22 protein-coding genes and 1 riboswitch are annotated in these 22,951 nt (G+C 29.9%); of the genes, 6 read left to right on the top strand and 16 right to left on the bottom strand.

Going from position 1 to position 22,951, the window contains the following annotated elements; translation table 11 throughout:
* Positions 1–210: 210 nt before the first annotated feature.
* Both V6137_RS04815 and V6137_RS04810 read left to right on the top strand, forming a co-directional pair.
* Entirely contained in the window at positions 211–2,007 is a 1,797-nt protein-coding gene (locus V6137_RS04815) for a sigma-54 interaction domain-containing protein (RefSeq protein WP_425446753.1), read from the top strand.
* 328 nt (positions 2,008–2,335) lie between these two features.
* Complete coding sequence (locus tag V6137_RS04810; protein WP_425446752.1) at positions 2,336–3,622, top strand: L-cysteine desulfidase family protein; 1,287 nt, start codon at positions 2,336–2,338, stop codon at positions 3,620–3,622.
* A 125-nt stretch (positions 3,623–3,747) separates the two neighbouring features.
* Here V6137_RS04810 and V6137_RS04805 read toward each other — a convergent pair whose 3' ends face one another.
* Positions 3,748–3,912: a hypothetical protein gene (locus V6137_RS04805; RefSeq protein ID WP_425446751.1), complete on the bottom strand. Its 165-nt coding sequence runs from the start codon at positions 3,910–3,912 to the stop codon at positions 3,748–3,750.
* 39 nt (positions 3,913–3,951) lie between these two features.
* On the bottom strand, positions 3,952–4,998 hold the full coding sequence (locus V6137_RS04800) for a MerR family transcriptional regulator (protein WP_425446750.1): 1,047 nt from the start codon (positions 4,996–4,998) through the stop codon (positions 3,952–3,954).
* Positions 4,999–5,241: 243 nt separating this feature from the next.
* Here V6137_RS04800 and V6137_RS04795 point away from each other — a divergent pair, with 243 nt between their 5' ends.
* From V6137_RS04795 to V6137_RS04785, 3 genes are read left to right on the top strand one after another with little or no spacing between them, the layout of a single operon-like run.
* On the top strand, positions 5,242–6,777 hold the full coding sequence (locus V6137_RS04795; protein WP_425446749.1) for a spore germination protein: 1,536 nt from the start codon (positions 5,242–5,244) through the stop codon (positions 6,775–6,777).
* A 30-nt stretch (positions 6,778–6,807) separates the two neighbouring features.
* Entirely contained in the window at positions 6,808–7,905 is a 1,098-nt protein-coding gene (locus tag V6137_RS04790) for a GerAB/ArcD/ProY family transporter (protein WP_425446748.1), read from the top strand.
* Complete coding sequence (locus V6137_RS04785; RefSeq protein ID WP_425446747.1) at positions 7,902–9,134, top strand: Ger(x)C family spore germination protein; 1,233 nt, start codon at positions 7,902–7,904, stop codon at positions 9,132–9,134. Before V6137_RS04790 ends, V6137_RS04785 begins: the two co-directional genes overlap by 4 nt.
* An 18-nt stretch (positions 9,135–9,152) precedes the next feature.
* On the opposite strand, the gene polX is transcribed toward V6137_RS04785, so the two are convergent.
* The 4 genes from polX to V6137_RS04765 all read right to left on the bottom strand — a co-directional run bounded on the left by polX (position 9,153) and on the right by V6137_RS04765 (position 12,521).
* On the bottom strand, positions 9,153–10,880 hold the full coding sequence (gene polX / locus V6137_RS04780) for a DNA polymerase/3'-5' exonuclease PolX (RefSeq protein WP_425446746.1): 1,728 nt from the start codon (positions 10,878–10,880) through the stop codon (positions 9,153–9,155).
* 96 nt (positions 10,881–10,976) lie between these two features.
* Positions 10,977–11,219 (bottom strand): hypothetical protein, encoded by a 243-nt coding sequence (locus V6137_RS04775; protein ID WP_425446745.1) that lies wholly within the window; start codon positions 11,217–11,219, stop codon positions 10,977–10,979.
* A 49-nt stretch (positions 11,220–11,268) separates the two neighbouring features.
* Positions 11,269–11,799, bottom strand: a complete 531-nt coding sequence (gene dcd, locus V6137_RS04770; RefSeq protein WP_425446744.1) for a dCTP deaminase — start codon at positions 11,797–11,799, stop codon at positions 11,269–11,271.
* A 23-nt stretch (positions 11,800–11,822) separates the two neighbouring features.
* Complete coding sequence (locus V6137_RS04765) at positions 11,823–12,521, bottom strand: hypothetical protein (RefSeq protein WP_425446743.1); 699 nt, start codon at positions 12,519–12,521, stop codon at positions 11,823–11,825.
* A gap of 136 nt (positions 12,522–12,657) precedes the next feature.
* On the opposite strand from V6137_RS04765, the gene V6137_RS04760 reads away from it, so the two are divergent.
* Positions 12,658–12,954: a hypothetical protein gene (locus tag V6137_RS04760; RefSeq protein ID WP_425446742.1), complete on the top strand. Its 297-nt coding sequence runs from the start codon at positions 12,658–12,660 to the stop codon at positions 12,952–12,954.
* Positions 12,955–13,098: 144 nt separating this feature from the next.
* Here V6137_RS04760 and V6137_RS04755 read toward each other — a convergent pair whose 3' ends face one another.
* The 10 genes from V6137_RS04755 to hemL all read right to left on the bottom strand — a co-directional run bounded on the left by V6137_RS04755 (position 13,099) and on the right by hemL (position 22,900).
* A complete protein-coding gene (locus V6137_RS04755) occupies positions 13,099–13,620 on the bottom strand; it encodes a GNAT family N-acetyltransferase (protein WP_425446741.1) in 522 nt (173 codons plus the stop codon).
* Positions 13,621–13,683: 63 nt separating this feature from the next.
* Entirely contained in the window at positions 13,684–14,382 is a 699-nt protein-coding gene (locus tag V6137_RS04750) for a DUF7847 domain-containing protein (RefSeq protein ID WP_425446740.1), read from the bottom strand.
* Between the two features lie 341 nt (positions 14,383–14,723).
* Positions 14,724–15,527: an energy-coupling factor ABC transporter ATP-binding protein gene (locus tag V6137_RS04745; RefSeq protein ID WP_425446739.1), complete on the bottom strand. Its 804-nt coding sequence runs from the start codon at positions 15,525–15,527 to the stop codon at positions 14,724–14,726.
* A gap of 8 nt (positions 15,528–15,535) precedes the next feature.
* On the bottom strand, positions 15,536–16,216 hold the full coding sequence (cbiQ, locus tag V6137_RS04740; RefSeq protein WP_425446738.1) for a cobalt ECF transporter T component CbiQ: 681 nt from the start codon (positions 16,214–16,216) through the stop codon (positions 15,536–15,538).
* Entirely contained in the window at positions 16,200–16,490 is a 291-nt protein-coding gene (locus V6137_RS04735; RefSeq protein WP_425446737.1) for an energy-coupling factor ABC transporter substrate-binding protein, read from the bottom strand. Before V6137_RS04735 ends, cbiQ begins: the two co-directional genes overlap by 17 nt.
* A complete protein-coding gene (locus V6137_RS04730; protein WP_425446736.1) occupies positions 16,474–17,205 on the bottom strand; it encodes an energy-coupling factor ABC transporter permease in 732 nt (243 codons plus the stop codon). Before V6137_RS04730 ends, V6137_RS04735 begins: the two co-directional genes overlap by 17 nt.
* A gap of 177 nt (positions 17,206–17,382) precedes the next feature.
* A riboswitch (cobalamin riboswitch) is annotated at positions 17,383–17,566 on the bottom strand.
* Between the two features lie 42 nt (positions 17,567–17,608).
* On the bottom strand, positions 17,609–17,941 hold the full coding sequence (locus V6137_RS04725; RefSeq protein ID WP_425446735.1) for a YddF family protein: 333 nt from the start codon (positions 17,939–17,941) through the stop codon (positions 17,609–17,611).
* 193 nt (positions 17,942–18,134) lie between these two features.
* Complete coding sequence (locus V6137_RS04720; protein WP_425446734.1) at positions 18,135–19,505, bottom strand: extracellular solute-binding protein; 1,371 nt, start codon at positions 19,503–19,505, stop codon at positions 18,135–18,137.
* A 173-nt stretch (positions 19,506–19,678) separates the two neighbouring features.
* Positions 19,679–20,983: a radical SAM protein gene (locus V6137_RS04715; RefSeq protein ID WP_425446733.1), complete on the bottom strand. Its 1,305-nt coding sequence runs from the start codon at positions 20,981–20,983 to the stop codon at positions 19,679–19,681.
* A 618-nt stretch (positions 20,984–21,601) separates the two neighbouring features.
* Complete coding sequence (gene hemL / locus V6137_RS04710) at positions 21,602–22,900, bottom strand: glutamate-1-semialdehyde 2,1-aminomutase (protein WP_425446732.1); 1,299 nt, start codon at positions 22,898–22,900, stop codon at positions 21,602–21,604.
* Between the last annotated feature and the right edge of the window lie 51 nt (positions 22,901–22,951).

Genomic DNA, 22,951 nt, shown 5'->3' with positions numbered 1-22,951 from the left:
CCCGCCTCTTCATACGGCGGGGGACTGAATATATTCAGTCCCTACATACAATTGTAGTGTCGAATTCATTCCATGGTTTCCCCATTTATTCTTTGTTTTTAAAATTCTTATTTCTTCTTTAACAACAAGGTTGTTTTCTATATATAAATAAAATAAAATATATAATAAATACTATACATTTTATTAATAAAATGTAAGGGAGTGCTTATTTTGTCTAAAGAAATTCCTAAACTAACAGATATTTATGATACTTTACTTAGGGTAACCAGTGCCATTGCCAGTGTTATAAATGTTGATATAACTATAGTTGATAAAGATTTAAATAGAATAACAGGGACGGGAAACTATCTCGATAGAATCGGAAAAAAAGTAGCCAAAAACTGTGTGTTTGACTATGCATTGAAAAGAAAAGAAAAATTTATAATAGATAACCCTAGATTTCATGAAGCTTGTGCAAATTGTTTAAATAAAAATAAATGTACCGAGACTGCCCAAGTTTGCTGTCCCATAAACTTTGATAACGATACTATAGGCATAATAGGTCTTATAGCCTTTAACAAGTGTCAAAAGTCTATTATTGATGCAAATAAGGAAAACCTCCTTGAGTTTTTAAGCAGAATGGCTGATTTAATAGAAGCTAAGCTAAAGGAAAAAAAGAAAACCGATAAAATAAACTTAATGAATCAAGAGCTGGAATTTTTAGTAGACTCTATTGATATTGGTGTTATATCTACAGATGAAAATGGTGAAATTTTAAGATATAATTCCATAGCCGACGAAATGTTTCATTTGAAAAATGATAAAGTTAGTAGGGGGATTAGGAATCACCCTACTACAAATATTGAAAATCTAATAGATAATATATCAATAGATTATTTCTCCAAAACTAAGTGTTTCCATAAGAACAAAGATTTTAACTATATAGTAAACGGCAAAGAATTTAGGGGTCTATATAATGTAAAACCAATAATAGTAAATAAAAAAATTATAGGATATATTTTTACCTTTAATAAAATGAATGAAGTTATACGAGTTGTTAATGACATTACAAATAATAAACCCACAGATTTCAATGACATAATTGGGCATAGTAAAGAAATAACCTTAGTTAAAGAACATGCTAAAAGAATATCTAAAAGTTGTTCCACAGTTTTAATACAGGGAGAAAGCGGTACTGGAAAGGAACTCTTTGCAAGATCAATACATCATGACAGCAATAGGAAAGATGGCCCTTTTATTCCCATTAACTGTTCTGCAATTCCTGAAAATTTAATTGAAAGTGAATTATTTGGCTACGAGGGTGGAGCTTTTACAGGAGCTAATAAAAGGGGACGGGTTGGTAAGTTTGAACTTGCCAACAATGGAACCATATTTTTAGATGAAATAGGAGATATGCCCCTTCATATGCAAACGAAACTCCTTAGGGTTCTTCAAGAAAATACTATCAACAGAGTAGGAGGAAACAAACTTATACCTATCAATGTTAGGGTTTTGGCAGCTACAAATAAAGACCTTGATAAAAAAGTCAAGGAGGGAGAATTTAGAGAGGATTTATTTTATAGATTAAACGTAATTCCAATATATTTACCTCCCCTTAAGGATAGAACCGATGATATTGAGATATTAGTTGATAATTTTATAAATAAGTTTAATTTTAAATTAAATAGGGATATCAAATCTATAAATAACGAAGTTTTAGGCTTATTTAAAAACTATAATTGGCAAGGCAATGTTAGAGAGCTTGAAAATGTAGTGGAATATGCTGTTAATATGTGTAGAGGCGAAACTATAGAGATATGGGATTTACCTAACCGTTTTAAAGATATGGATACTGACAACACTATTGAAGACATACTTCCAATATCAGTTCTTGAAAAACAAGAAATAATAAAGGCGGTTAATAAACATGGTAATAGCAAGTCGGGAATATTAAAGGCTGCAAAGGCTTTAGGGATAAGTAGGGCTACTATTTATAGGAAGATTAAGCTGTATAATATAAAGTATTAAAGAACAAAGGCGACTTTGTCGCTTCTTTGTTCTTTAAAAAGTGCAAGGATCAAAACAACCGTCTCAATATGAGAATATTCTCATATTGAGACGGTTGTTTTGACTTATTTTTTCTCATAATGAGAATCGAAACAAAGTTAATTTAATTTATAGTCTTTGTTTTATTAAATAAAAGATATTATAATTAAAACTCCACTTCTTTAAAATCTCTATATTATTACATTCCATAGATACTTTTCAAAATTAACTCACCAAATATATACCTAGCCAATTAACTTGGCATATTTATTGCTTATATAGTAAGTATAACTTGTTTAGGAGGGGTATTATGGATTTAAAAAATCTTATTATAGATACACTAAAAAGTGAAGTGGTTCCTGCTATAGGTTGTACTGAACCGGTGGCTGTTGCTCTAGCTTGTGCTAAGGCTAAGGATATAATAGATTATAATGAATTAAAAAAAGTGGAGGTTTTAGTAAGTCCCAATATATATAAAAATGGTTTAGGGGTAGGTATTCCAAATACAGATTTAGTTGGATTGAATATTGCCGCTGCCCTTGGAGTTATAGGGGGAGATTCTAAAAAGAATTTATCTGTTTTAGATGGTATTAGTAAAGACCAAGTAAATCTAGCAAAAGACTTGTTAGAAAAGGATTTATTAGCTCTTAAAATAAAGGATACAGACAAAAAAATATATGTGGAAGTTAATCTTTATGGAGATAATAAACTTTCTAAAGTTATTATAGAAAATAAACATAATAACTTTACCTATATTCAAAGTGATGGAGATATACTTTTAAATAAAAGTTCTGATATTAAAAATCTTAGTACTAGCTCCAACAAATTATTTGATACTACAATTATAGATTTAATAAAAGAAATAGAGGACATTGACTGCAATGAGCTACAATTTCTCCTAGATGGCTTTGTAATGAATGAGAAGATTGCAGAAGAAGGTCTTAAGAAAAAGCTAGGTATTGGAGTAGGCTATGGCTTCCATGAAAGTATGAAAAAAGGACTATTATCCGATGATTTAATAAATACTGCCATGATGTTAACTGCTGCTGGTTCTGATGCTAGAATGTCGGGACTTACTATGCCAGTGATGAGTTCCAATGGTAGTGGTAATAATGGCCTTACTGCCATACTACCAATAGTTGCATATAAAAGGAAATTTGATGCAAATGACGATAAGATAGTAAAGGCCCTTGCAATAAGCCATACAATAAACTGTTATATCAAAAACTATATAGGAAGACTTTCTGCCCTATGTGGTTGTGGTATAGCCTCTGCAACGGGAGCCAGTGCCTCTATAGCTTGGCTTATGGGTGGTAACTACAATCAAATTGAAGGAGCTATACAAAATATGATCGCAAATTTAAGTGGTATGATATGTGATGGTGCAAAGGTGGGATGTGCCCTTAAACTAGCCACTGCAGCTTCATCAGCTATTCAGTCTGCTATCCTTGCATTAAATGATAGTATTACATTTGCTAAAAATGGTATAGTAGCAGAAAAAGTAGAAGATACCATTTTAAATTTAGGAACCCTTAGCAGTAAGGGAATGGATACCACCGATAAAGTTATATTGGATATAATGAAGGAAATGGCATGATAAAGTTTTAAATTAGTTGGGGGATTACGAATCCCCCAGAGCATTGACAAAGCAAGGAAAAATGTGATTAAAAGACAGACTTGAGGAGATTAAAAATCCTCCAGATACACAAGTATAATTTATAGCTAAGATCCTGCTATTAACATAAATGAAAAAGCAACAAAAAAAGATGATATAGTAGCTAATATAATACAAAACCAAATAACTGATTTTTTCTCTATAACTCTACTATTAATTATTAAACTTAAAAATATAAAAATAGCAAAGTTTAAACTTATAAGAATATCCACAATTAACCCTCCTGATAAATTTCTCAATATTTCCTAATTTCATTTAACTTCAACTATATATACCAACCTATCAACCTTTATTATACTAATCTCTCTACCATATTTCTCAAACTCATTTTCTAACATATCTACATTTGAATAATACTCATCTTCTATTTCCATAATCTGCTTTTCATTTAAATCTCTCATTATCCTCTGCTTTGATCTATTATCTTTAAACATTAAGTCTCCTATAACTATTTTACCATCGTCCTTAAGGACCCGTAACATTTCCTTTATGGCTATTTTTTTCTCATCTTCATTTAGGTGATGAAAAGCATATGTGGACACTATAACATCAAACTTTTTATTTTCAAAGGGTATCTTTAAAAATTCTCCTAGCCTTAACTTTAACTTGGGAAACTTTTGTTTTGCCTTATTTAACATTTCCCTTGACTGATCAATGCCAACAATATCATATTCACCTTCTAGATATTTACAAGAAAGATTGCCTGTTCCCACACCTATATCTAATATTTTAATGTTTTTATCCTGTCCTTTTATAGAATTCTGATAAACAGTTTTTAATAAATTATCATATTCTTTATACATCTTTAATGAACTTGGATCTTTTTCTACAAAATCATCATAAACATTTGCCCATCCATCAAAATCCCACTTATCTTCCCAATTATCCTTTATTTCATATATCCTCTTTATTTCTTTTCCATTTTCTACTATTATATCATGATAATTTTTATTTTCACATTCATATATAGCATCCATTATATTTTCCATAGAATCTTTAATAAGTCTTAATTTATGAATCTTATCATTGGTTACTTCCCATTGTTTATAAAAGTGCTCTAATATATTGTCTTTAAATGTGTTCTCCATGATATCTTTAATATCTTTTAATGGAGTATCAAGGGCTCTATACATAAGTATTGTGTGTATTTTTAATATATCTTCATTATCAAAATATCTATAATCATTTTTAGGATCCCTCTTAGGGCTTATTAACCCCTTTTTCTCATAAAACCTTAATTTATTTGATTTAATACTAAACAAATCCGCCACTTCTTTTATACTATATTTTTCTCTCAAAATTTTACCCCTCTCTAATTTAGTAAAACCTGGGACAAAGGGACAGTCCCTTTGTCCCAGGTTTTATTTAATTATAAACCTTAGCCTAGGGTTAAGGTCAAGACTTTTTATTATTCACTTTAGTGAAACACAATCTATATTATGTCTACCAATCTTCTCAGTATATGATTTCATTTATATGTTAAAAATGGAAATAAGGATTTAAATAAGTTTTTAAACTCAATTAAAGGAAAGGTGTTTATTATGAAAAAACTTTTTTCATTCTTTAATGAACATAAAAAGAATGAAAAATCCCAGTCAACACAAAAAATAGGTCTTCCCCTCAATAAAATCAAACTCACTTCAAATCTAAAAGACAATTCAGATAAACTAAAGGAACTTTTTTCTTATCCTACAAATATAGACTTTACAATAAAAGATCTCTACATAAAATCACTAAATAAAGACGCAATGCTTTTTTATCTAAATGGTATGGTTAAAAAAGAAAAAATCGAAGAACACATTATAAAACCATTGATGTGGAAAAATATAAGTATATCTACTAAGATCCCATTATCAGATATTGAAAAGAAAATCCTTACTACTATAGAAAGCAATAGGTTCAATAATTTAAAAGTAATATCAGAGGACCTACTTAAAGGACATGTTGTGGTACTTATAGATGGTTATAAAGAAGCCCTTAGTATCGTTGCCACAGGATTTGAGTATCGAAATATATCTAAGGCTGAAAATGAAGTTGTTATAAAGGGCCCCCACGAGTCTTTTGCTGAATCTCAAGAAGTTAATCGATCTCTAATAAGAAAACAATTAAGAAATAGAAATCTTATAACAGAAACCCTTATTATTGGAGAAACATCATCAACTGATATATCGGTGATGTATATAAAAGATGTAACAGAACCAAAACTTATTGAAAACATTAAAAATAGGATAAAAGAAATAAAGGTTGATGGCATAAAATCAGTTTCAATACTAGAGCAACACATAGAAGAAAGACCCTATTCTTTATTTCCTTCTCTTTTATATACTGAAAGGCCCGATAGAGCAGCTCATTTTTTAAAGGAAGGAAATATAGTTATATTATCCGATAATACACCTGCTTGTTTAGTAGCACCCGCTACTTTTTGGTCTTTTTTCCATACAGCTGAGGATACCTATGAAAGATGGGCATATGGAAACTTTCTAAGAATAATAAGGCTTTTTGCCATCTTTATATCATTATTAGCCCCAGCTTCCTATATAGCTATGACAAATTTTCATGAAGAACTAATACCACTGGATCTTCTTATATCTATTGCAGGTTCTAGAGAAACTGTTCCTTTTCCCGCTTTAGTTGAGGTTTTAATAATGGAGGTGTCTTTTGAATTAGTAAGGGAAGCTGGTATCCGTGTTCCTTCTCCAATAGGTCCAACAGTTGGAATAGTAGGTGCGCTAATATTAGGTCAAGCTGCCGTTGATGCAAACATAGTTAGTCCAATAATGATAATTATAGTTGGTATAACTGCTATATCTTCTTTTGCTATTGCTGATACCAGTCTAAATTTTAGTATACGAATCCTTAGATTTGGGATAACAGCCCTAGCAGCTACCATGGGATTTATAGGCATATCAGTGGGACTTATATGTTTATTTGCTTATATGTTATCAATAAAGTCCTTCGATGTTCCTTACTTTTCACCACTGGCACCCTATACCAAATCACCAACTAATACCATCTTAAGAGCCCCTGTATGGAAAAGATGGCTAAACCCCTTTAAATCCAATAAAAAAATAAAGTAAAGAAAATATAAATGATAGTAGGTGTAACTAATGACAGTATTAAAAAGAGATAAAATAGATTTTAAAGAGTTTCTATCTATTCTGTTAATTTTACTTGGGTTTGAACTATCGGATATGACCCCTATGATTTTTTTTAAAAGAACTCAATTCTCCACATGGATGGTTCCATTAATAGCAAGTACAATTATTTCTATCCCTTATTTTTTTCTTTTATCCTTATTAAATAAATATAAAACCGAAAACTTAATGGAAATAATACGTAGTTTAGTAGGTAAATATATGGGTTTTTTAATTGGGATATTTTTATTTTTATTTAGTCTTATGGCTGGTGCTTTAAGGAGTAGAAACTATGTACACACTATACATTCTCTCTTCCTATCCAATACACCTATGCCAATAATATTTACATTTATATTTATAGGTGTTTGGTTTATTGCTAGTAGAGGTTTTGAAACTATAGGTCGGTTGGCTTGGTTTATTATTTTATTCTCTAAATTGGGGCTAGTACTTGTAATCTTATTATCTTGGAAGAATATGGACTTAAGTATGATATTTCCATTGTGGGGCCCAGGTAAACTAGAAATAATAAGACAGTCCTTTCATTATAGCGGCTTTTTAGTTGAATTGATCTTTCTAGGAATGATCTATCCCTTTGTGAAAAGCTATAAAATTTTTAAAAAAGCCAGTTTACTTTCAATAGTTATAACAGCTTTAGAAGTAACTATCTTTTTCCTAGTCTATATAGTTGTTTTTGACTATCCAACTATAACAATGATTGCTTTTCCATTTCAGCAGTTAACTATGCTTATTGAAACCGATAGATTTTTGGTGAATCTAGAAATGATTTTTTTATTATTTTGGATTGCATCATCTATGATAAGGTATTCCTTTTTTATTTATTTAACTACAGCCACTTTAGGTCATACTTTAAATCTAAAAGAATTTGAACCACTATTAATACCTATAACAGCATTATATATTATGGTAGGATTAATCCCTAGGAATACAGTAGAAAGTGTATATGCTTTAAAAAGTATAGCTATATCATCTGATTTATGGATTGTATTTTTACTATTACCTATAATTCTTTGGGTAATATCTAAAGTTAGGGGAGGTGTTTCCAATTGAAAAAGCTTATTATCTTAATAATATTTATGATATTACTTACAGGTTGCTGGGATAGAATCGAGCTAGAAGAACAGGCCTATATTATTGTTATTGGATTAGATAAAGCCAAGGGAGACAATGTATCCGTTACATATGAAATTGAAAATCCCCAAGGGGGAGGAGGTAATATAACAGGAATGTCAGAAAAAGAGCCAACATCAGAAGTAGTAACTGTAATAGCTCCCGATATAATATCATCTAAAAATATGATTAGCTCGTCTATAACCAGAAGACCAACCTTTTCCCATACAAGAACACTTGTGGTTAGTGAAGAACTTGCAAGGTCTGATGATTTTTTTCCATTGCTGGAATCTGCAATAAGGGAAAGGGAGATTCAAAGGGATATTTTTTTTATAGTATCTAAAGAAAATGCCAGGGATTTTATAATTAATAATGACCCTCAGCTAATAACTAGACCCCATAAATTTTATGATTTTATAGCTAAAAGGGGCGAGGAAACAGGATCATTATCTAAATCAACTATACATAAATTTCTACAATTGACAGAGGGAGATGCCGGGGTATTCTTAGCTATTTATGGAACAACTAAAAAATCACCTCCCCCTGCCTACGGTTGTGAAGACAAGTATGTAGCAGGACAGCTCCCCATAAAAAATGATAACTTTATTCAAATGATGGGCTCAGCTGCATTTAAGGAAGGAAAGATGATCGGTCTTATGACAGGAGAAGAAACAAGGATATCCCATTTTTTAAGACCGGCCTTTAAAAACAATTCAATGCTTGCAACATATCCTGATCCTCTAGATGATAATCGAAAAATAACTTGTCTCGTAAAAAGAAGCCACGAACCAAATATCAAAATGGACTTAAATACCGATATACCTAAAATAGATATTACTGTTTCTTTTGAAATAAGGCTTATTGCCATACCTAGTATGATTAATTATGTAACTAATATAAAGAACAGGGAACTACTAAAAAAATCTATAGAAAAAAATTTAAGACATAAGTTTAATAAATTTATAGAAAGAACCCAATATGATTTTAAAATGGAACCCTTTGCCTGGTCTTTAGAAGCCAGAAAACATTTCAGTACTACAAAGGAATACATAGACTATGATTGGATGAAAAGTTATCCAAAGGCCGAAGTCAACTTAAGTATAGATGTGACAATAACAGATTTTGGAAAGCAATTAAGACCACCTGACCTTGAGTCAATAAAGGATTAAAATCTATGAAGATAGATTTTAATCCTTTTTCAATAATTGAAGTAACTCCTTAAGACTCCGTGTATTTATTATATCCTCCGGTCTTTGCCATCCCCTTCTAGCTTGATTAATTCCATAAATCATATTATTAAGATCATTTATAGAGTGGGCATCGGTAGAAATTGAAAGTTTCAAACCCATCTCTCTAGCCAACCTACAGTAGTTATCTGATAAGTCAAGACGTTTTGGATAGGCATTTATCTCTAAAAAACAATTATTTTTCTTAGCTGATTCTATAATTTTCTCCATATCCACATCTATTTCTCCCCTTTTACCAATTATTCTTCCAGTTGGATGGGCCAATATGTTAAAATATGGATTTTCCATGGCAGCCAATATTCTTTTAGTTTGCTCTTCTCTACTTAGATTTCTATTATAATGGGTAGAACAAACGGTTAAGTCCAACTCCTTTAATATATCATCGGATAAATCTAATGTTCCATCCTTTAATATATCTACTTCTATGGACTTCAAAATAGTTATATCATCATATTCTTCGTTTAATTTATTTATCTCTTCAAGTTGTTTTAATACATCATCTCTTTTTAATCCTCCAGCCATGGTAACCCTCTTTGAGTGATCTGTAATGGCTATATATTCATACCCCATTTTTCTAGCAGCTTCAACCATCTCCCTTATGGTATTACTGCCATCACTATAATGACTATGCATCTGAAGGTCACCCTTTATATCATTAAGTTCCACTAATTTAGGTAGTTGATTATTTTTAGAAGCTTCCACTTCTCCATTGTTTTCCCTTAATTCAGGAACTATATAGGATAACCCTAACTTTTTATATACACTCTCTTCAGTTTTACTGGCAAGATTTTTATCCCCTTTAAATATTCCATATTCACTTACCTTTAATCCCTTATCCTTAGCAATGCTTCTTAATACAACATTATGGGCCTTCGATCCTGTAAAATATAATAAGGCGGAACCATAACTTTCTCCATCTACTACCCTAAGATCCACTTGAAGACCTGAATTCAATATTATAGTCGACTTTGTATTTCCCTGGGATACTACTTTATTCACATCTTCATAGTTAGTAAATTTATCCATAACTATATCTCTATCCTTACATGTTACTAAAATATCTATATCCCCTATAGTTTCCTTCCTTCTTCTATAACTCCCTGCCACAGTGACTTTATTTACCCCATTAATACCCTTTATGTATTCAGTTAATGATAATATAAATTCTTCAGCCTTGGCAAATAGAAATCTCTTATCTTCTCCTTTTTCTTCCCTAGCTTTTATTCCATCCAATATGTTTTCTTCTGTTTTAGCTCCAAACCCCGATAGTTTTCTAATATCATTATTTTCAGCTGCTTTTCTTAATTCATCTACATTACCTATGTTTAATTCATCATATAAAACCTTTACCTTCTTAGGTCCTAAGCCTTGAATTTTTAGTATATCGATAAGTCCACCGGGAAACTCCAACTCCAGTTCTTGAAGTTCTTCTAGATATCCTGTTTCTATAATTTCCTTAATTTTATCTGAAAGATCCTTGCCTATACCTTCAATATCAGTTAAATCTACACCTTCTGAAACCATATTTCTAAGACTTTTAGAAAGGTTCGATATAGATAATGCACCATTTCTATAGGCACGTACTCTAAATTGATTGGCTCCCTTTATCTCTAATAAATCTGCCATTTTACCGAATATATCACTGATTTCACTATTATGAACCGGCATATGCTACCTCCTATTTCTAGACTTATTTTATAAATCTATCTCTTACTTTTATTATACCCAAAGAGATAGCCTAGAAATAATTACTAGATAAAAGTGTTATTTCCTCTCATTAAACCCTACCAAGGTGACAATAAAGCCTAAAAACATAATAAGATATCCAACCTCTTCTAAATCCATATTTGAATCAATTACTAATATTCCACCAACTAATGTCATCTCTATTCCCATAAGCATCTTTTTAACTTCAGAACCTTTTTTAAAAGATTTTCCTATAATATATATTGGGAATATTATGATTAGTATTAATAAAACCATTCTTATTCCTATTATAAAACTCATCTTTAACCGTCCCTCCTCGTTAAGATTATAAGCATTTTATAACCTTAACTTAAAACTCTCTATTTTCAAAGTCTTTAAATAGTAAACTGGGTTGAATCCCCTTATTATTTTGATACTTACCACTTTTATATTTATCATAATCCCCTTCTATACTATGGTAATAAACTTGACATATTTCCACTTCTGGATATATTCTTATAGGCTGTACACAAAATATCTCCAAGGTCCAATATCCACTAAATCCAACATCTCCAAAGCCTGCTGTTACATGAACAAATAAACCTAACCTTCCTATTGATGACCTTCCTTCTAGCATGGGAACATATTTATCAGTTTCTGTATATTCCATAGTCCTTCCTAAATAAAGCTTCCCTGGTTTTAATACTATTCCTTCCGGTGGTATTATTAGCTTTTTTGTCTTATTTTCCCTTTTCATGTCTAAGACCTCTTCTTCATATACTAATAACTCATCATCTAACCTTAAATTATAACTATTGGGATTAAGTTGTTTTTCATTAAATGGTTTTATTATTATTTCATTACCTTGTCTATTTTTTATTTCTTTTCCTGAAAGTATCATAATTTATTTCATCTCCTTTAATGTTAGTTAATTTGAACCATAATATCCATATCTTTTACTTTATTATTCTCTATACTTAATTTCATACCATATGAACCAAATCCCCCTTGTCCATGTATATAGTTTATAAGGGATATATTATCATCTTCGTCATAATATAAAATTCCTGACCCATTAGATTCGTAATCTCCACCATATAAAACCCTCATACCGTCTTTTTTATCATTATTATCATTAGGAAACTTGCTCAGTACTGTTTCAACACTATCTCCTACTTTAATTTCCCTAGGACCTATTACATTATCATTTTGTATAATAATTCTATATAAATAGAACTTTCCATCTTCTCCTTTAGAAAACTCTAATTTACCAAAATCATAATTATTGATTTTTATTGTATCACCAAAGTCTTCCTCATTCATATCTTCAATTTCATTGGCAGGTCCAATCTTACTATTTACTTTATCTAAAATATCTCCAATGACTACATCTTTTACTTTAGCATCACCAGAATTGAAAGGCTCTATAGAACCATTATTTATTACTTTCTCTTCTTTAGTCAAATCTTTATTTTCACTGGATTCTTCTTTTTCATTACTATTAATACTATCATTTTCATTCTTTGTTGATGTTTCTTCTAGAACTTTTTCTTCATTACAGCTAACTATAAGAGATAAAGCCAGTATCATACAAAAGATTATAAGTATTTTTTTATTTTTCATACTCCTACACCCTTTCTTTTTTTAACATTACTATATTAGACGAGATAAAAATTTTAAAGTTCCATTTTTTTCATATCACCCTATATATTCTTTATGTTATAATTATTTATATCATAAGATGGAGAGGAGTATGTTTATGGACAATTTTAATGAATTTATAAAATATATAGAACTAGATGACAAAAAAAGGATATTGGTATCCCTTCAAGACCAGTTACAACCTTATCTACAAGATAAAAATACCCGAAATATGATTAAAGATACTTGTAAGAATATATTAAAGGATGACTTTGTTCAACTTGAAGTTGGAAAGAATATATGTAGACTTACTGTAAAAGAGGGGTCAGAAGAAAAAAACTTAGAAATTGTTAAAGTAGAACTTACCAAATCAATTGAAATGGCCATGTCCTTTTTATCCCAAATGAATAACTAGTTATATGGACTATCCACCCAACTACCAATCCTTTAGCCCCAAAGCACAAAGTTTAGATATCTAAAATTAAGCATGTTGTGTAAGGACTCAATATATTGAGTCCCTATACCCATACTTTATAATAGCATTAAAGAAAATATTATATTAGCTCAAAATTTTAGTCATCAGAAGCATATCTTGATATTCCCCATTAATTTTAATATATTTATTTCTTCTACCTTCTACTATAAACCCAAACTTTTTATATAGTCTTATAGCTGGTTTATTGTTTTCAAAAACCTCTAAATCAATCTTTTCTATATTTACTTCCCTGGCCCAAGAAATAGTATGTTCCACCAACTTACTTCCTATACCTAGATTGCAATAGTCCCTTAGTATGGTTATCCCAAAAACTGAAGTATGACTTAGTTTTTCTATGTTATTTTTTCTAAGGGTTGATGAACCCACTATTTTCCCGTCAACTTCCACTACTAAAAAAAGCGATTGACTTTTTATAAAATCTTTTTCTTGGTTTACAGTTACATTAAACTCCTCTGGAGTATTAAGGAGGTTTTCTGTTTCCCTATGTATTTGTTTAACTACTTTTACCAATTCCGATGCATCACTTGATTTAGCTCTTCTTATTTTAATATTCTTTATTTTTTTGCCGTTAACTATCATATTCATACCGTCCCTTCAGATGTTATATAATTAGAACAAATAATAAACTCATATTATTCTCTTTATATTCTATAAAGTTTCCTTATCTTTAATAATATCTAAATTTATAAAGGCCACAGTCATTACAACAACTATAAAAGCTAAAAATATGTCTATAATAGTGCTTGACAAAACATTTATTATAAAGTTTTCCGGTAATATTAAAAGTGGTAAAGATACTATTATACCTATAATACCTGATAATACCGATAATCCAAAAACTTTCCCCCAACTCCCTTTTACAGTTTCTCTACTATAGTCCAATGCATCTTTCCCACCTATGTCCTTTAATATAATTGCTTGAGCCATAAATGTATAATATATTCCAAATATAATACCGGGTATTATAAGTGCCAAAAATAGGATAAAAAGTATTATTCCCCGGATAATACCTGTCCCTATACCCGCTCCCCATCTACTAAAGCTTTTTTCAAGGGCACCATAATATTTTATATCTTCACCATATATATATCCATAAACTACATAGGTTATGGACATTGTAGCCAATATACCAAATAATAATTCCAGCAAATCCACTAATGTTGAGTATGTTCTAAATAAGTTTTCTGTTATTATCATAGAAGATACCATTTCTAATAAAATATTAATTGGTATATAAACTATTAATATTATCATAGCTATCGTTTTAAATTTTTCTTTAAAAATACTAAATCCATAGGAAAATATCTCTCCAATTCCCATTTCCCTTTCATTTATTATATTCTCCATACCTTCTTGCCTCCTAATAAAGTATTGGTGACCACATTATTTATAAAGTCACAATAGTTATATTTCTATATTCATCAATATATATCCTTTTAAATGTAAAATTTTATATTAAAATAGGACTAAATATATATTTAATTTAGGATATTGAAAAAGTAATAAAAAATGTCCGCTAGTCCTCGGATTTGGAAAATATATAGAAACGGTCGAAAATAGAATTCCAAACTCGCTATGCTCGAACAGTGGAATTCTAACAATTTCCTCCCTTATTCTATATTTTCACAAATCCTGCGGAATAGCTACCATTTTTTATTACTTTTTCTAAATATATATTTAATCCTATTTTAAATCCTTTCATTTAAAAATTTATATAACTCTTTTTCCCTTTTAAATATAGGGCCTCCCACATTTTTATGAAATCGAATAAGCCAGGGGGCTTCTATTTTAGCTTGTTTTACTATACTATCATCTAAAAATACTTTTTCTACATTATCAGATGATATCACTTTTCCACTATTTAATATGTATGCATAATCACATAGCTTATATATTAAATCCATATCATGGCTAGATATAACCACTTTCTTTCCCTTTTCTGATATACTTTTAATAATATCTATTATTCCTTTAGTCATAATAGGGTCAAGACCTGCTGTAGGCTCATCAAAAAAAATTATATCATTATCTAATGCTAGTACTCCTGCTATTGCTACTCTTTTCTTTTGTCCATAACTTAAAAAATGAACAGGTTTATCTTTAAAGTCCTTGGCATCTACACTTTCAAGGGCCTTTTCTACTCTCCCCTTTACTTCCCTTTCATCATATCCTAAGTTCCTAAGTCCAAATGCAACATCATCATATACCTTAGGATAAAATATCTGTTTATCTGGATCTTGAAATACTACACCTATTTTCTTTCTTAACTTTATTAATTCCTTTTTTTTATAACTTATTTGATTATCATCAAATAATACTTTTCCACTGGTGGGCTTTAATAAGCCAACCAAATTTAGAAACAATGTAGTTTTTCCAGACCCATTGGCTCCTATTATGCCTATTATATTTCCTTTATTTAAATCTACATTTATGTTGTCAAGGGCCCTAGTTCCATCCTCATATATATATGTTAAATCTTTAGTTTTTATCATTTAATCACCTACACATAAAATTCATTATCAAAGCCTTTACTGTCAAGGGCCATTTCCATATGTTCATATTTTAGCATTATCCTTGTAAATAGCACCGATATCAAAGCAGAAAGGGATTTAAAGGAATTTTTAATATTTATATATCCAAATCTTAATTGTTGAGCTGTATAGATATTTTTATATTCTTCTAAAAGTATAAATATAAATCTATATATTAACACCATCATTTCTATTAAAAGCTTAGGCACTCTATGCTTTTTTAGTATATATATTATATCATTCATTGGTGTTGTTAGTATAAGAAAAAAAGTACAAGTTATTGCCGATAGAGATCTTGTAAATAATATTCTTCCATTTTCTATACTTCCATTGGTTATTCCAATATTTACATTATACAATTCCATACTTATGATGTATTCACCATTTCCTTTAGATACAGATATTAATATTGCTAAAATGCTTAGTACTAAAAACGATGAAGGTATTAAAATCATTTTGATATATTTTTTCAGGGGAATTTTAGCTATTGTTATAGTTATAAAAAACATTACTGACAATATAGCAATATGAATATAAAATTTTTTAGATACTATAGCCAATATTAAGAAAAAAATGGCAAAGTAGAACTTTGCCAAGGGATTTTTATCTTTCAACTTATTAGTATATGCATATTTATCTATTATTAGCACTTTTTCTTTTTCCCTTCATATATCCAAAGAAATAAGCTATAATTCCTGCTCCTATGGCTGCCTGTAATGCAAATAATAAACTTTCTATTTCTCCACTTGGAGGTTCCCAAATAGAACTAAACCAAGGTTCATAGTCGGGTGATATCTCTGTTATAACCCCTTCTGCTTCTCCATCTGCTCCTCCAAATTCTGAGTTCCCCATAAATATAAGGGGTATTAATATAATTATTATAACAAGTCCCAATAAGATAAGATTTTTAGTTGATGTTTTCAATTAAATTACCCCCTTCGGTTTTATATTCCATTAATAGATTGTACACTATAACTGTTATAATTCCCTCTGCTATGGCAATAGGTAATTGAGTTACTGCAAATATTGACATAAACTTAGACATAGATCCTATTATTCCACTGGTGGCATCGGGATGGGCAACTGCCAATTGAACTGAGGTCATCATATATGTAGCTAAATCTCCTAAAGTTGCAGCTAAGAAAACTGCCACACCACCCTTTACGTTATGTTTTTTCAACAATTTAAACAATCCATATGCCACTAATGGACCTACTATTGCCATAGAAAATGTATTTGCTCCCAGAGTTGTTATTCCTCCGTGGGCCAATAGTAATGCTTGAAACAGTAAAACTATAACTCCTAAAACAGTCATTACAGTGGGTCCAAATAATATGGCACCTAATCCAACTCCTGTGGGATGGGAACAACTTCCCGTTACCGATGGAATCTTAAGGGCTGATAATATAAACACAAATGCCCCAACAAGTGCAAGTAATAATTTTTTCTTTGGCTCGTTTTTAACTATTCCATTAATATTACTGAATCCCCTAATCAAAAACGGTATAGCCACCACTATCCAACCAATTGCCCACATAGGAGGTAGATATCCTTCCATTATGTGCATAGCACTTGCAAAGTTTGGAGCTACTAAAATAAGTAAAGCAATTAATAATAAATACACTCTTTTTCTCTTCATAATAATACCCCTTTCTTTTTTTGAATTAGACCTTCGGATGAATTGGAGTTTACTATAAAATAAAAAAACTCCACCTTCTTTAGGTAGAGCTTGTATACTTATACACAGTGAATGTTAAATGACAGACTTCCCCCGTCATAGATTCACCCATAAGCACAACCTTCCCTCCGAAAGTATACTTTATCGAGAAATTCGGCAGGTCTCCTGGCTCATAGTTTAACCCTACTCCTTATCCTTCCCACAAGAAATCTTGCAGTGGAACCTTAAGTTTCGTAACTACTTACAGTAGCGGGGGCTGCAGAGGATTTGCACCTCTTTCCCTTTTAATTACCATAGGCAAACCAAATTTCCTATTTACTTTTCATAAAGATTTTACCATATTAAATAAAATTATTCAATTAATTTATTCTAATCTTTCCATTAGTTTTAACGAATATCCTATAGACTCTACCTCTTCTCTAGTTAATACAACACCTTCCGGTGGTCTTTTATTCAATTTAAAAACCACAGCTTTTTGACCAACCTTCTGTTTAAACTGTATACGATTCATGTCTATATCCATATTAAACAAATCGGACATAATTTCAGCAGTTGATCCATGGCCTATAGCAGATATAAATCCATTTTTCTCTATAAGTTTTTTAGCACTATCTAAATCTATATCTGTTATTTTATATAAACCGTTTGTAGTGGCAACCGTTCCATTAAATAAACCTACTTTCATATTTTCAACCAATATACATCACCCCTATAGAAAGCCTTAAGTATACTAAAGCTATTTTAAAATTATAAATAATCTAGTTATTATATATTTCTATATTTTTTTACATTATCCTTTATTAAAATAAATGGCATATTGGTATAAACCTGTTTTGAATTTAGAGTGATATAATATTCAAAAAGCTCTTTGTGAAATTATGTAAATATTCTTATTCATTTAAATATATACTATACCTATCTTCTAACTCCTTTAATTCTCTACTTAAGCTGTCATCACTAAACACATCCTCTGTAAATATAAACTTAAATAAATCCTTATATAACTTTCTTCTTAAAGTAACTGTTTTCAATGTCTTGTCTTTTCTATATATCTCTGGTTTTATTTCTCCTTTTTTAAGTTTGTCATATATATAATTTTTAATTTTTATAACCTCTGGTTGTAGATTCTTCTTTGATTCTATATTTTGTATATTATCTTTTAAAGTCTTTAACACAGGACTATACATATTTGATGGTAAAACATAATCTTGTTTTTCCCCTTTATACATTTGCATTTGAAACTCTTTACTTAATAAACTATTTATAAACTCATATCCTAGTTTTTTATTTTTCCCATTACTATTAACTATAAACCCACCTAGGTCTATATTGTATTTTTGATTATTTACATTTGGAAAATGTATTCTGTCATCCATCATACCTCGTTTTAAAGATTCAACATTTAAGGCATTATATGCATCAAAGGTTAAATAATAAATTGTAGCCGACCTTGTAAGAAAATCCCTCCCCTTATTAAAACTATGATAATCAAAACAGGCATTATAATAATCTTCATATGTAAAATTTTCAGGTAAAATATATTTATCTGAATATATTTCTTCCCTCATATTATTTATGTTTTCTTTCATTTGTTTAGTATCTAGATTAATTTTTTTATTATCTTGACTAAACACATCTATGTTATCTAATTTATATATGATTATATCCTGTATATCATCTCGAGAAAACTCTATAGGTTTTGTATAGTCTACCCACTTGTTTCTGATTTCATAGTAATCTTCTATAGTCCAGTCATAATCCGGATATGGAATATCGAGCTTTTCTATCTGTTCTTTATTGAATGATTTACACGTATAGTCAGCACCTATGGGTATAAAATATATTTCATCTTCTAAATAAAAGTCATATACATTATTAAGATTAGGTATGGTATCAGTATCTACCTTCTCTGCTATACCTTTTTCTTTGAATAGTTGATAAAAATATGGCATATTAGATATGTATATAAGAGTAGGCCCTTCATCTAAATATAACTTAACATTTAAGTTATCTAAGAATTCTTCATAGGTATTCCCTTTAATTTTATCAAACTTCACCCTTGTATCATTATCCTTATTATATTTTGATATATACTCAATAATAGGCATGGAAAGGTCTATAGTGAAATCATAATCATCCTCCCATACAGCTATAGTTACTTCTTTACTTTCACTACTTTTACTATTAACCTCTTTTTTATCCGTTGTACACGAAGTTAATATTAGTATTATACAAAATGCAAAAATAAATATTTTTTTCATTTTCATTCCCCCTTTATATATAGAGTTCTTAAATAACTAAAAGGTTCAATTTAAATTTTAATTTTTAATTAAAACTCCATGTATTATAAATTAAAATATAGTTTTATATGGGCATAAACAAAGGATAAGCTAGTTTACTAGCTTATCCTTTGTTTATATCTTAGGCTAATTTTCTAATTGTCACCACTAATTTTTATTAACCTATTTAATTTTCCACAAATCTTACTGGGATCTATATTGTTATTTTTTAGACTTTCCCCATATACTGAAGCCTCTTTTTTAAGTCCTTTTATTTCCTTTCTGTTTATAATAGAATCCAAATCACTTAAAGACCCCATTTTAAAATATTCTTCTGGCATAGTTTCACATGGTTTTATATTTCCATTTGCCGTAACAGTAAGCGATGTAATTCCAGCTCCACAACTAAAGCTATGTTCATAATTCTCTTCAAAAAAACTTAGCCAGTATTCTTGTTTGCTCTTATCAAATAGTTCATCTAGTGTTGATAAAATGATTTTATCTTTATATTTGTCTTTAAGATATTTTAAATCCTTATTAATATTAATAATATCATTGTGATTTAAACTCCAATTATGTCTATTTTTTTCACTCCCTGCAGCTCTTCCTATTGGAAGTGGTGTCCCAAATGTCATTTTTCTTATTCCATAATCAATAGCAAATTGAACATATTGTTCTAATTTATTTTTTCGTTCTTGATTCAATACTAGACTCAATCCAAGCCGTTTATTTATATTACTTAACTTTTTAGTTCCTAATTTAAACTTCTCAAATTCCGACGGTCTTTTTGTTATACTTTCAAATTCTCCTTCATCAATTCCATATAAAGATATTTGGGGAAAATATACTTTTTTCAATATATCGTCATTCACTCTATCTATGTTGGTCCCATTAGTAATTAAACTTACTTCAAAGTTTTCAACTAATAGCCCTAAAACTTCATTTATGTTAGGATGTATTAGAGGTTCACCGCCACTTACCATTACCTTGTGTGTTTTTCCTTTTAATTTTTCTACTAAGTATTTAATATCTTCTAACTCAATGAATTTTCCTGATTTATTATTTGCACTTTTAAAACAATGGGAGCATTCAAGATTACATAAGCTTGTTAATTCGATATTTAAATTGTATGGATAGTATTTGAGCACTTCTCCAGTTGTACTAATTACACTTTCCATGCTTTTATTTCCATACTCCACTAGACCAACATTAGTCATATTCTCTATAAAAGTGTTTATAGTCTTTATAACTTGGTCTTTTTCTTCACTATTTAATCCATAAATTTTACTAATTTCACCATGTATTTCTTCTAAATTCATAGTTCCATTACACAGTTTTAATATATCTGTTTGAGGTTCACTAAAAACATTTATTTCATCATATTTATTATAAATAATACTATTTTCACCAAAATAGTGAATAATGTTCTCCTCTTTAATTCTAGGAAACTTATATTTCATAATTTCATCTCCATTTAATAATATTATTAAAAATTTATTATAATACTTTCACTAAACTCTTACTTAAATAATATGTATAGTTATTCTTTCTGAAATTATGTGAAAAAGTGTATTCGTAAAACGAATACACTTTTTTTGTGCCAATTAGCAGTGATATACATCTGGAGCGAAAACTACTATTGTATGACCACATCCATAGTTCTTCTTACTTGAAGTTTTCATATTTAATAATTTCTTTTTGTCTTTCATTTGTATGCCTCCCCTCATTTTAAGTTTTTATTAAAAGGAATCCTTCTACTTTATAAGAATAAAGTCCACTTTGTGCTTCTTTATTCTGTGCAGAGTGCAAGGTATAGAAATCATTGAATTAGATAGCTAATAAAAAATTCTTTATAATCAGATTCCTTTATAATCAACTTTAAAATTATATTCACAAATTCTTTTGCTTGTCCACTTTAAAACTTTTACTATATAGTGTGTTATGTGTATCATTTTACCATATTTTTATGTGAATATCAAGCAATTTATAATGAATTTTTTTACTTAATAAGTTGAGCTACAAAATAAAAAGGATAAGCTAGATATCTAGCTTATCCTTTTTATTATATATATATCTATCTATTTTAAATTAAATGCCTTTTCAAGGGCATAATAATTAGCTTCTATAGTTTTCTCTATTTGATCGTAAGTATGGGCAGTGGATAAAAATATTCCTTCAAACTGTGCTGGAGGAACAAGAATACCTTGTTTTAGCATTTCTCTAAAATATATAGCATATTTATCTGTATCACATCTTGATACATCATCATAATTGGTCATCGGTCCCGTAGCAAAGAATAAACATGTCATTCCTTTTATCCTACTAACATGGGCATCTATCCCTAACTTTTCAATATTACTATTAAATCCTTCTTCTAATCTTTTAGCCTTATTTTCCATCTCCACATATATATCTTTATTATTTTTTAATATATTTATTGTCTTATATCCCATATGCATGGCCAGCGGATTTCCCGATAGGGTTCCCGCCTGATATACTGAACCCACTGGAGATACCATTTCCATTATTTCTTTTTTTCCACCATAGGCTCCAACTGGAAGTCCGCCACCTATTATCTTACCAAGGCAAGTCATATCTGGTTCTATGCCAAAATGTTCTTGGGCTCCTCCATAGGATAGTCTAAACCCTGTTATTACTTCATCAAATATAAGTACAGTACCATTTTCTTCTGTTAGTTTTCTTAAATCAGATAAAAATTCTTCCATTGGGGGAACTACCCCCATATTTCCAGCAACCGGTTCTATAATAACTGCTGCTATCTCGTCTTTGTTATTATTAAAGGCTTCTTTTACAGAATTTATATCATTGTATTTACAAACTAATGTATCTTTAACCACATCCTCTGGTACACCTGGACTTGTTGGTACCCCAAAGGTTAATGCACCTGACCCTGATTTTACTAGTAGGGAATCGGAATGACCATGATAGCATCCTTCAAATTTTAATATTTTATTTCTCTTTGTATATGCCCTTGCCACCCTTAATGCACTCATTGTAGCCTCTGTTCCTGAATTTACCATTCTAACCATGTCTATAGAAGGAAATGCTTCTACTATTTCCTTTGCCATGTCCACTTCTATTGGAGCTGGTACTCCATAGCTTGTTCCCTTTTTAAGTATATCTTCTACTCCTTCTAATACTTCTTTATTACTATGTCCAAGTATAAGGGGACCCCATGAACATATATAGTCTATATATTCATTTCCATCCACATCATATATTTTACTCCCTTCTGCTCTGTCTATAAATATAGGGTCTAGTCCTACAGATTTAAAAGCCCTAACAGGACTGTTTACTCCCCCTGGAATATAGTTTTGAGCTTCTTTATATAGTTTTGTTGATTTTCCGTTTTTCATTTGTATTTTAGCACCCCTTTCCCGAAGCGATTGCTTCGGAATTGTTAATTT

The sequence above is a fragment of the Dethiothermospora halolimnae genome (assembly GCF_037577855.1).
Taxonomy (GTDB): domain Bacteria; phylum Bacillota; class Clostridia; order Tissierellales; family VENL01; genus Dethiothermospora; species Dethiothermospora halolimnae.
This window is presented reverse-complemented; position numbering and strand designations above follow the sequence as displayed.

Bases quoted from the DNA above. Each gene is read 5' to 3' on its own strand.
- V6137_RS04790 (WP_425446748.1), top strand. From the start codon at position 6,808: ATGACAGTATTAAAAAGAGATAAAATAGATTTTAAAGAGTTTCTATCT.
- hemL (WP_425446732.1), bottom strand. From the start codon at position 22,900: ATGAAAAACGGAAAATCAACAAAACTATATAAAGAAGCTCAAAACTAT.
- dcd (WP_425446744.1), bottom strand. From the start codon at position 11,799: ATGATACTTTCAGGAAAAGAAATAAAAAATAGACAAGGTAATGAAATA.
- V6137_RS04810 (WP_425446752.1), top strand. From the start codon at position 2,336: ATGGATTTAAAAAATCTTATTATAGATACACTAAAAAGTGAAGTGGTT.
- V6137_RS04795 (WP_425446749.1), top strand. From the start codon at position 5,242: ATGAAAAAACTTTTTTCATTCTTTAATGAACATAAAAAGAATGAAAAA.
- V6137_RS04715 (WP_425446733.1), bottom strand. From the start codon at position 20,983: ATGAAATATAAGTTTCCTAGAATTAAAGAGGAGAACATTATTCACTAT.
- V6137_RS04775 (WP_425446745.1), bottom strand. From the start codon at position 11,219: ATGAGTTTTATAATAGGAATAAGAATGGTTTTATTAATACTAATCATA.
- V6137_RS04720 (WP_425446734.1), bottom strand. From the start codon at position 19,505: ATGAAAAAAATATTTATTTTTGCATTTTGTATAATACTAATATTAACT.
- polX (WP_425446746.1), bottom strand. From the start codon at position 10,880: ATGCCGGTTCATAATAGTGAAATCAGTGATATATTCGGTAAAATGGCA.
- V6137_RS04760 (WP_425446742.1), top strand. From the start codon at position 12,658: ATGGACAATTTTAATGAATTTATAAAATATATAGAACTAGATGACAAA.
- V6137_RS04765 (WP_425446743.1), bottom strand. From the start codon at position 12,521: ATGAAAAATAAAAAAATACTTATAATCTTTTGTATGATACTGGCTTTA.
- V6137_RS04745 (WP_425446739.1), bottom strand. From the start codon at position 15,527: ATGATAAAAACTAAAGATTTAACATATATATATGAGGATGGAACTAGG.
- V6137_RS04750 (WP_425446740.1), bottom strand. From the start codon at position 14,382: ATGGAGAATATAATAAATGAAAGGGAAATGGGAATTGGAGAGATATTT.
- V6137_RS04730 (WP_425446736.1), bottom strand. From the start codon at position 17,205: ATGAAGAGAAAAAGAGTGTATTTATTATTAATTGCTTTACTTATTTTA.
- V6137_RS04755 (WP_425446741.1), bottom strand. From the start codon at position 13,620: ATGAATATGATAGTTAACGGCAAAAAAATAAAGAATATTAAAATAAGA.